This is a genomic window from Lysinibacillus halotolerans (genome assembly GCF_003711845.1).
Taxonomy (GTDB): domain Bacteria; phylum Bacillota; class Bacilli; order Bacillales_A; family Planococcaceae; genus Ureibacillus; species Ureibacillus halotolerans.
Genome location: NZ_RHLQ01000077.1, coordinates 1 through 9055, shown reverse-complemented (window position 1 = coordinate 9055; position 9055 = coordinate 1). Strand labels below are relative to the sequence as shown.

Genomic DNA, 9055 nt, shown 5'->3' with positions numbered 1-9055 from the left:
ATAGACATGGTTGGACCATCTTATCGAATATTAGATACAAAAGAATGGCTAGAAAATAGTTCGGTTTAAGTGGATCAGTTTTTAATTAATAAATGGCTCAATTTTTACTTGCGAAATACAGGCGTCCATGGTATACACCAGAGGAGGAGTAAAAATGGCTTCGTATGTATTATTATTAAAGGAATATGAAGATGATGAAACTGTAGTTTACAAATTTGGACCAAATGAAGAGATTATGGGTAAAATTGAGTTAAATAAAATAACCAGGAAGTTTTCAGAGTTAGAAAGTTTACCCGATCAAAATATTCCCTCTAAGTTTTATTTTGATCGAGCTGCTCAAAGATTGACAGTTTGCCTTGTAAGAGAAGGCAGCATATTTCCAGAAAAAACAGCTTTTGAATCATAGTAGCTACGAATAAAAATTTGATGGATAGGAGCCTTTCAAGTTTTTTTATTAACTTATGTATTAAAAAAGGATCATATTTGAATCAATAACTCATGGTGGTATGCAGACATACTAGATTGGTTGAAGAGACATCTAAATAAACGATCACACTTATTACTTAACTTATATTTGCACACGAGATTGACAAAGCTCGTAAATGATAAATAAGGAAATACACTTGTACACGAGAAAATGAATGAAGGAAATCTGTAGATAAAACGAAAGATATTCAAGATAAAACAATCTCTGATTTAGAAGTAAAACAACTAGGTGAATGTGAATATATAAAGGGTCTTGAGAAGAAGCCGATAGATAAAGAAAAGAGTCTCAATCATTACATTGGAGTAAAGCAATCTGAATACTTAAAATCACAAGGAGTACCACGCCAAATTAGAAAGAATACATTAGAGTAATTTAAAATTACTACCTCTAGACTTGAAATTGCAGGTTCAAATACTTATGGGTTAAGATTTAATGGTAATATTAATGCTTATAAAAAGGAAGATATTTGTTTGAAACAATCTCACCATAAGTTAATAGAAATAACTTGGCTCCCCCACCAGATTTGAACAGAATGACAGGTATTCAACAATGAGGTTAAACTAGACACAATTATAATTAAAGGAAAAGCAGGTCCGCAGTTTATAAATAAGAGCTCAATATATAGGGGTCGTAATACAATGGAATATAACGAACCTAGACAGCCTAATAAAACCGTAAACTTTATTAAGGAAGCTGAAAAGGTAAAAATTATGATAGAGCGTGAAATAAAAGCTCTTAAATTAGGTCAAGGTAAAGATGGGACGATAAGTCAACTTGAAAACTTTTATAAAGATATAGAACTAATGATTAAAAGCAAAAGTCATATCCCTTCATATCCAAGAGCTATTGCTGACTCGTGGGATTTTAATAGTGAACTTGGAAAGCAATTATTAGATTTATATGAGGTATATAAAAAACTATAATAACTATCCCTAAAATAAATGGATGACTTTATATAGTTTGCAATAAAGAACTAGATTCTATTTGATCTGGCCAAGAAATATAGACATATGTAATTAAACTACTTCAAGGACCTGAGTTCGGTATTCTACCGGGCTTTGGTCTTTTTAATTTTGCCTTCATACACCTTGAATGGCAAAGCCTCTATCGAGGTTTTCAAGGTTTCTTTTTGAGGCTCTACCTAATGTCGAATGTATTACTTTCCTCTCTCCTGTTACATTCACGATTATATAGCTGATAACTTTCATGATATTCCCCTCTTCGTTACGCTAAATTTAAATGTATAGGATTTCTTATCAATGTGCACCAGTAGGTGAATGCTCTCAATAAGGAAGAATAAACACAATTTAATATAAATAGAGCTGTTGATCCAAATGCCTTTGAATATTTATTTACATCTGAAGGTCAAAGTCAAGTATTGGGAGGAATAGGAACATCTGATGGACTTGCTCCATAGGGGATGCAGCATATCATATGATTTCTTTTTTGGTGACATAGACTCTTTTGACCCAAACGCTTCTCTTTCGGAGAAAACAATTGCCGATGCTTTCATGTTACCAATAGGCAAACCGCTAAAAGCTGCAAAAGTGACGATGGATGTAGTCGATAATTCAAAAGACATTGTAAAAGCTGTAGATAAAGTAGAAAATATAAATATGATGTTCCTTATGAAATGCGAGTATTAGTTCCAGAAACCTATTTAAAACTGTATCAAGTTTATGTTGTAAAAAGGCCAATAGAAGTACAGGCCGGAAAAATTGCTCCTTGGTTTGACGAACCGATTCTTGGTACACAGTATGAGTTTAACCATTCAGTTATCAAAATATAATTAGAAGGATTGAGAAATAATATGAAAAGAGAAGAATTGCAACAGTGCTTAATTGATGCTAATGTTCCCAAAGATTTATACGCTTTAAATGGAGGATTACCTAATGAAGCTTTATGTTTGAATAGTGATGGTGAAATTTGGGAGGTATACTATAGTGAACGTAGTATTAAATCACAGATTAAAAAGTTCGACTCTGAAGATAAAGCCTGCAATTATTTTTATAAAACAGTTTTCAAACTTTTGGGAAATTTACACAATTAATTATAACCTTTTTTCGAAACCTTTCCGAATATTCTTATAGGTAATAAACAATCTGTTATTTAATAATTAAAATCATAGTTTCGAGTCTTATTAAATTTAAACCTCTAGTAATTCACAATTTCGCCTTTCGGATTGGAATTTTGTCTATATAAATTACATCAATTAATTGATTATCTCCTCATCGGTTCGGGATTTTCCCTCCCCCTATAGTTCATGCGAATGTTAGGTGTACATATAAAAAACAAGGGTTTTTAGCCCTTGTTTTTTATATTCATTTATTTTAATTCTATTTTGTCCTTATGAGTTTTGCCCTGTTCATCTTCCCATATAATAATGACGAAATAAGTAAAGCCTTTTTTGGGTGCATCTCCATAATATAAATCGGGGAAAGAAAAAGGATGTAAAGAGTATTCGGTACCATCAATATCTCTTCCTTCGTAGAATTCATTTCTCTCAGATATCACTTTATCATTTTCTAGAAATTCAAGCTTCTTCACATTTACTTCTTTTTCATCTACTTGTGTGACAGATACTTTCCATGCCCCTCCCGCTTCAATTTCTTTTACTTTTTTATAAACTACTTCCCACGTACCATTGTCTGAAGCCCCTTTCATACTTGAAGTTGAAAAGGTAAAATAAATTATTCCTAATAGAATTATTAACAGCATTACTATAAGGTACGATTTTTTCATATTTTTCTACCTTCTTTCAGTTGGGAGTATAAGATGTTTTGTATTAATAAAACTAAATAGAAAAGGAAGTACCCTTTCTATATAGAATAAAGTTATTTTAATTCATTAAGAAAAAGACTTCCTTATGATTAATTCTATAGTAAAAGTTATTAGTACACTAATAAAAAATGAGTGATATGGAAATTTTATAACTTCTCTACAAAATTATAAAAGTAGGTATAGAATTATCTACACCTACTTTTAACCAAATTAAATTAGAATTTAATTACTCTATATTTTACCCATATAGAACTAATATCGTAAAAATTTCTTTCTAAGTAGTTGTCAGTATGGCCCGATAAATATAATGTACTATTCCCTTTTTTGTACACGAACATAGTATGACTATAACGAGTTGCATCTTTTTTCATAAACTGAATCATATCTCCTACATCTGCATAAGTAACAAGTTGTGATTTACTTGTACTTGCTTTTGTAGGTTGAGTTTTATTCCAGTATGCATAAAAATCTGAAACAACACTCCAGGATGATGATCTTACATCTACTGGAACTCCTACTCGAGAAACTGTTGTGTAATACCAATAATTTGTATCACTGTTGACAATAGGTGTAATTGTTCTAGGTTGTTTCATATTTTTGCCACCAGCTCTTAGTATTTGAGATGTGAAATTTGTACAATCTAAAGAGTACGATTCATAATTCGGATTTCTACCGTTCCACCATTTTTTTGCATAAGCTTTTGCAGCAGTAACGTTATATGTACCGCTAGCTAATGCTGCTGAATTTTTAGTTTTAGTAGCTTCTGCAATGGCTTCTTCAGCAGCAATCTCCCGTTCTACTTCTCCGATTGTCTTCTCTTTTTGAATAGCTAATTTTTGGTTTAGTTCAGCTTTGATTTCTACATCTTTTGTATCATTAATAAAATTAGCATTGTCGGTGTTTTTTATAGTTGTTTCATAAGCGTATACGTACTCAGATATATAGGCCATTAACACCCCATAATAAGGACTTTTAAGTAAATCAGCATCCATAGATTCAGAGTAAAATTGCTCAATTGCATATTTAGTAAATTCCTCTGAACCTACTTCACTATTTAAATTTTTGTTTTTTAAGAAGTCGATAAATAGTAACTCTGCTTCTTTTAAAGAATAGTCGCTACGTTCCTTAACGCTAATAGTATTTGCGTCTGCATTAGTACCGAATATTAGTGTAAGTCCTGTTAATAAAATTGTTAAAGCAAATACTAGTGAGGTAATTTTTTTCATAATTTTTTCCCCTTTCAATTATCTTTAAAATTTTATTAATACATAACACTCTCTCTTTGTAAGACAATACAAAAAATCCATATTATGGGAATAGTACTTACTATTCTTTTTTATTGAAAAAAGATAATTTCCTTTTATTAAATATTAATATTAATATTTTTTTGCTCTAATTATGTCTAGAAAAAAGCTCCTTTGTTAAATGTTGGTTTAAACTGAGAGAATAAAAGAAATCGAATATAAAAATAACTCCTACCCATCTATCCTTCCTGAAAGTAGTAAATAGAATATGGATGGTTAGGTTGCGACTCGCTTCTCTTTCTTGCCCAACAGCCAGCCGATTTTTTTTTACAAAACTCAAAGCACTACATTTACCAGGGCTGCAATGGTAAAGTAACAACACCCATAAAAGCGGTTAGAATCCCGAAAAAGCATACTTTGTTGTTTGCAAATTAAACTATTATTGCACTCTACGTCTGGATTCTTTATTTAAATAACTTTCAGAGCTAATTCGTAATCTCTATTTAAAGTTAAGTCATTTTATATGGGGGTTTTTAATACGCATTATAGTCATTAATAATAGAAATCGTCTTATTTGCTACTGCGCTACCAAGTGATACATACAATTTTTTATCGCCAATAATAAAAAATTCTTCTTTAGCTCGTGTAGCCGCAACATTCATTATATTTGGATCAGAAACAGCCCATTTTGCCGCCCCACTGCTATTAGAATCTGCTCCAAGGACAAAATAGACAATTTTTGCTTCTTTCCCTTGAAAAGTATGAACAGTTCCAACATTTGTTGGCTTCCCATTTTCTCGTTTAGTAAAGTTTATTTTATCTAAAACTCCTGCAAGTTTAGAAGCGACATTTTTAAATGGGGATATTACATAGATTTCGTTTGCTAAATCTGGATTTTCGTTTAATCGTATAACAATTAGTTTTTTTAATAAATCAGCTTGTTCTTTAACAAATTTGTCATTTGCCTTTCCCATGGAATCTAACCACAGTGACTTTCCTTGTGCTTTATCTTTTTCTTTACCTTGTACCATTAAGCCGCCATAAGATATTTCATTTGAAATTGTGAACATAGGATAATTTGAACGTCTATGTACCCAAAGTGGAATACCAATCCACTCCTCATCATTTTTTCGGTAACCAAACTGACTAGTATCATCTACAATTGTTTGAGTAGATGCATCAGCAGAAACAAATTTTTCATCTACTTTATATTGTTTTCCAATTAAGTTTAGAACTTTAGAATCTAACGATAATACTGGTCTTATTTGTGAGGGATCCCCTACAACCATAACTTTTTTACTTCTAAAAATTGCACCTACACTAGCTTGTGGTAGTGCTTGTCCAGCCTCATCTATGAATAGATTCCCCAGCGAATTTTCTTTAAGGTTTTTAAACATTCGACCAAAACTAGCAAAAGTAGTACTGACAACAGGAACAGTGAAGTTCAGCCATTGCCATGATTCTAAAATTAATTGATGTCCATTCTCTTTCGCAATGTATTCAGATTGTTTATTCCAAATAATCCTTGCCGCTTTTATATTTTTTCTGTTTTCATAAAGGAATTGCTTTCTAACTTTTAAAGCTGAAATGAATAACTCTGATTGTAAAATACGATACTCCTTTGTAAACCAAGGATTAGATAATTGAAGTTCCTCATATGAAAGTGAAAAATCTATCTCCTTTATTCCTGTTTGTGATTTGATTTTTTCCAGTGATTCAATTTCCTCTTCTAATTTTCTCAATTCATTATTCCGAGTAGTCAACCATTGATTGAAGACAGACATTCTGTCCTGATATTGTTTTTGTATATGCTCAATCTTATCAGCAATTATCTTTAGCTCGTTATCAAAATGAGTACAGTCATTCAACACTTTACTTTTTTGTTGAGTAAGATGATTTAAGTGTTTATTCGCACTATTAAGATCCATAAAATACTGTTCAACTTTTGATTTATTAAATATTTTCTGAAACCATAGAAAACTCGGCTTTTGTGAAGTAACTACATTAAAATTCCTTTCAGCTTGAGCTTGTTCATTAGTTAAATTTTCAAGTTCAATAGAAGCGTTTGATAAAGAGCTTTGTATATTTATGCTTTTTTGTTTCAGACTTTCAATTTCAGCTTTAGCCTCTTTTTCCTGTATAATTAAATCTGTTCTTTTTTTCTTTTCTTCTTTTTCAAATTCACTAATTTGCTCTTTTTGCTTGGCTTTTAGTTTACGAAGATAATATATTTTTTCGCTATATTCTTGCACTTTGTCTCTTTGAATTTTCAATTCATTATATAGTCGTGAGAATTCCCGATATACATCCGGATTTGATTGATAATTTTCTTCTAAATCTTTTTCAATTGCTTCAATGTTTAAAATTAATTTATTAATATTTATTGATGCTCCACCTTCTATCGAGAAAATGCCCCAATTTTCCTCATTTAACAGCTCCCTTTTTATGTTACGATTTTCTCCGAATCCTTCACCAATTAATTTTGAATTAGAAATCTCTTTGAAATAATTCGCTTCCACTAGTTGGTTTTGAAAATTTTCATAAATTTTTTCTGTTTTAGGTAACTCATTAACAATATTTTGAACTGCCCCATTATTTGAACTTGCCACAATAATATTTTTATCTGAAATGGCTTGTGGTAAAACGCCAAGTTTTGCATTACGCCAGTAAACTAAACTGCCTTGAATCTTTTTATTGGAAAGTTGCGAAATTTCTAGTGCCTGTTGTACTACTAAATCAGCAAAAATATCCTTTAATAAGGTTGTCTTACCTGTTCCCGGTGGACCGTTGACACTACGAATATCATTTTCATCGTTTAATGCTAGATTTACTGCAACCTGTTGCATGAATGAAAGTGGATATTCAGGGTTACTTGGGAAACGTCCTAACGGATAATTTTTGGGTTGTAAAATTTCCTCGAAAATTTCTACATTGAAATGTTCTGACTCTTTCTTGCTGTCTAAATTTTTCCTATACCCAGCAAACCCATTAAAATATCGATTCAAATTTTCATTATTAAGTATCTTTGCTTTTTTTAGATCTTCAATAAAGAACGAATGTAGATTTATATCTTCATTATCCAAATTTTGCACGAATTTATAGCGAAAGTTTTCGACTTTAACATTATACTTTTGTATAAGGTCAGTAATTGTAGTATTAAAATCCTCATCAAATTTCCGGTTTAGCTCTTCTCTAAATAAATTTTCAACTTTTATAAAATCTTCGGGTAAATTACCATGTTCGCGTATATAACCACTCATTGTTAAAAATAATTTATCGGCTATAAAATTTAGTTGATTATCAAAATATAATGCAAAGGTGAACTTTTCAGAATTACTGACTTCTTCATAAGTTTTAGCAATCAAGTACTTCTCTCTCAATATATCAACCACTTCTTGAAAATCAAAAATACCAAAATATAATACTAAGCCTGATTTTTTAAAGACCTTATCCGAAATATTTTTTTGTTCCTTTTGATTAGTTATAAAATCTAAAAAGAACATCTTCCAATTATCTTCGTTAGTATGTAAAGACTTTAACGATTTTTCTTTTTTATTAATAGAACCTTCCGATAACTGCTCTATTGTAATCCAAGCATTTAAAATATCTTCCCTTTTATTCACGTTCTACCTCCAAACATACATATAAAAAATTTGATATTATACGTTGAAATTGTTCCAACGGATGCACCTTAACCACAAGAAGGGCGAAATAATTCTAAGATATCCGCTGCGTCTATACCCATCTAAACACCTAGAACATCACCCTACAATATGACCATCCTAAAGAGAAATTTAACCTTCATAATCGGTATGTATTTTGTTCTTTTGTGCTGAAATTTACCCCCAATCAAATATTACTATTATACTATTTTATTTCCAAGTGAAATTATATACTTGATTGTTGTGTTGAATATCATTTACTTATCAGTAACTGGAGCAATTTTGCCATATTCTGCAAAAAATTATTTATCTAACTACCAAAAGTCTATAAATATATTTGTCACATTTGGGTAATTTTACCCTCACTTATATTTGATATCTAAATGAGTAGCCTACCTATGTGGCACGTTTGTAAAATTTACAAATAAAAAAGGACCTTGCACTTCATTGAACTGAACCCTATAAAGTAGACAGTTTAATTAAAAGGGAGTTCGCCACCTATTTTAAGCGGCGATTAAATGGCTTCGGTATGCTACCGGAGTCATCTTCTTTAATGTCCATTGTTTTCTTGCAGTATTGTAGTAATCCATATAATTTTCTACTATGTATTTCAAATCTTTTAAGCTCTCAGCTTCTTTGTAATCAACTTCATCTTTAAAGTGCCCGAAGAATGATTCCATCGGTGCGTTATCGAGGCAGTTTCCTCGTCGTGACATGGATTGAAGGAGACCCATTTCTTTCACACGCTGTTGGAAATCAGGGTGTGTATAATGAAAGCCTTGATCGGAATGTATCATCGCCTCTGGATGTAGGTTATCATTTATAAATTCTTCTAACTTTTTTAATGTACGGCTGACAATATCCATCTTTAGACTCGTAGA

At 31.2% G+C, this 9055-nt stretch carries 9 protein-coding genes; 5 read left to right on the top strand and 4 right to left on the bottom strand.

Annotation, left to right across the window (positions count from 1 at the left end; translation table 11 throughout):
- Positions 1 to 154 precede the first annotated feature (154 nt).
- The 5 genes from EC501_RS17600 (at position 155) to EC501_RS17580 (ending at position 2537) form a co-directional block, all read left to right on the top strand.
- Positions 155 to 406: a hypothetical protein gene (locus tag EC501_RS17600; RefSeq protein WP_122973647.1), complete on the top strand. Its 252-nt coding sequence runs from the start codon at positions 155 to 157 to the stop codon at positions 404 to 406.
- Between the two features lie 719 nt (positions 407 to 1125).
- Positions 1126 to 1410, top strand: a complete 285-nt coding sequence (locus EC501_RS17595; RefSeq protein ID WP_122973646.1) for a hypothetical protein — start codon at positions 1126 to 1128, stop codon at positions 1408 to 1410.
- A gap of 477 nt (positions 1411 to 1887) precedes the next feature.
- Positions 1888 to 2133, top strand: coding sequence for a hypothetical protein (locus tag EC501_RS17590; protein WP_122973645.1), 246 nt, complete (start codon positions 1888 to 1890; stop codon positions 2131 to 2133).
- On the top strand, positions 2121 to 2276 hold the full coding sequence (locus EC501_RS17585; RefSeq protein WP_122973644.1) for a TNT domain-containing protein: 156 nt from the start codon (positions 2121 to 2123) through the stop codon (positions 2274 to 2276). Before EC501_RS17590 ends, EC501_RS17585 begins: the two co-directional genes overlap by 13 nt.
- Before the next feature lie 21 nt (positions 2277 to 2297).
- Entirely contained in the window at positions 2298 to 2537 is a 240-nt protein-coding gene (locus EC501_RS17580) for a hypothetical protein (protein WP_122973643.1), read from the top strand.
- 275 nt (positions 2538 to 2812) lie between these two features.
- Here EC501_RS17580 and EC501_RS17575 read toward each other — a convergent pair whose 3' ends face one another.
- The 4 genes from EC501_RS17575 to EC501_RS17560 form a co-directional block, all read right to left on the bottom strand.
- Positions 2813 to 3229 carry a hypothetical protein gene (locus EC501_RS17575; RefSeq protein ID WP_122973642.1) on the bottom strand — a complete coding sequence of 139 codons (417 nt, stop codon included), beginning with the start codon at positions 3227 to 3229 and terminating at the stop codon, positions 2813 to 2815.
- Between the two features lie 254 nt (positions 3230 to 3483).
- Positions 3484 to 4494, bottom strand: a complete 1011-nt coding sequence (locus tag EC501_RS17570) for an amidase domain-containing protein (protein ID WP_122973641.1) — start codon at positions 4492 to 4494, stop codon at positions 3484 to 3486.
- Between the two features lie 551 nt (positions 4495 to 5045).
- Complete coding sequence (locus EC501_RS17565; protein ID WP_122973640.1) at positions 5046 to 8135, bottom strand: AAA domain-containing protein; 3090 nt, start codon at positions 8133 to 8135, stop codon at positions 5046 to 5048.
- Between the two features lie 542 nt (positions 8136 to 8677).
- Positions 8678 to 9055, bottom strand: a 378-nt coding sequence (locus tag EC501_RS17560) for an integrase core domain-containing protein (protein ID WP_148037841.1), incomplete at its 5' end; no start/stop codon positions are given.

Excerpts from the sequence above, each read along its gene's own strand:
- EC501_RS17575 (WP_122973642.1), bottom strand. The coding sequence starts at position 3,229 with ATGAAAAAATCGTACCTTATAGTAATGCTGTTAATAATTCTATTAGGA.
- EC501_RS17600 (WP_122973647.1), top strand. The coding sequence starts at position 155 with ATGGCTTCGTATGTATTATTATTAAAGGAATATGAAGATGATGAAACT.
- EC501_RS17580 (WP_122973643.1), top strand. The coding sequence starts at position 2,298 with ATGAAAAGAGAAGAATTGCAACAGTGCTTAATTGATGCTAATGTTCCC.
- EC501_RS17590 (WP_122973645.1), top strand. The coding sequence starts at position 1,888 with ATGGACTTGCTCCATAGGGGATGCAGCATATCATATGATTTCTTTTTT.
- EC501_RS17585 (WP_122973644.1), top strand. The coding sequence starts at position 2,121 with ATGCGAGTATTAGTTCCAGAAACCTATTTAAAACTGTATCAAGTTTAT.
- EC501_RS17595 (WP_122973646.1), top strand. The coding sequence starts at position 1,126 with ATGGAATATAACGAACCTAGACAGCCTAATAAAACCGTAAACTTTATT.
- EC501_RS17570 (WP_122973641.1), bottom strand. The coding sequence starts at position 4,494 with ATGAAAAAAATTACCTCACTAGTATTTGCTTTAACAATTTTATTAACA.